Consider the following 492-nt stretch of genomic DNA (forward strand, 5'->3'; position numbering starts at 1 on the left):
TCGTAGAACTGGTAGAACTTAAACACGTCCGTTTCGTCTTTATTGTAGATCTTTGTCAGGAACACCGCCGCTATCTCATATTCGTCCTCGCTGTACAATGTGTCAAACCGTATCCGTTTGTGTTCCTGATAGAACTCCTCTTCCCTGTAATCCAGCAGCGTGTGGAACATCGTCCCGTTTTTCATGTTGTGACCATGGATCAACAGGTTCGTGCTCCGCGGCTCTACCGTGCAGTTCTTATCTATGAAGATACACCCTTCCTTCGTCGGATCCTCCTCCTTCTCAAAATTCCGGTACAGGTAGTATTCCCCGTCCTGCGGCGTATACATCACAGGGTAATCCACCTCCGTCCCCTCTATTTTGATCCAGCCTGCGATATCGCTGTTCTGGTCGTACAGCTTTTTCATGGAAGGGAGCATCTGCGGCTCAGTGGGCGTTGCAGATGCGCTGGCAGCAGACGATTCTGACGGCGTTGGCACAGCGTCTGCTTCC

The 492-nt window shown here is 51.0% G+C and carries 1 protein-coding gene; it reads right to left on the reverse strand.

The annotated features are described in order from the left end of the window. Positions 1 to 492 (reverse strand): class B sortase (locus tag CHK_RS00720; protein WP_152651636.1); only part of this gene is annotated, 492 nt, incomplete at both ends.

Origin of the sequence: Christensenella hongkongensis, from assembly GCF_000981035.1 — a bacterium.
Taxonomy (GTDB): domain Bacteria; phylum Bacillota; class Clostridia; order Christensenellales; family Christensenellaceae; genus Christensenella; species Christensenella hongkongensis.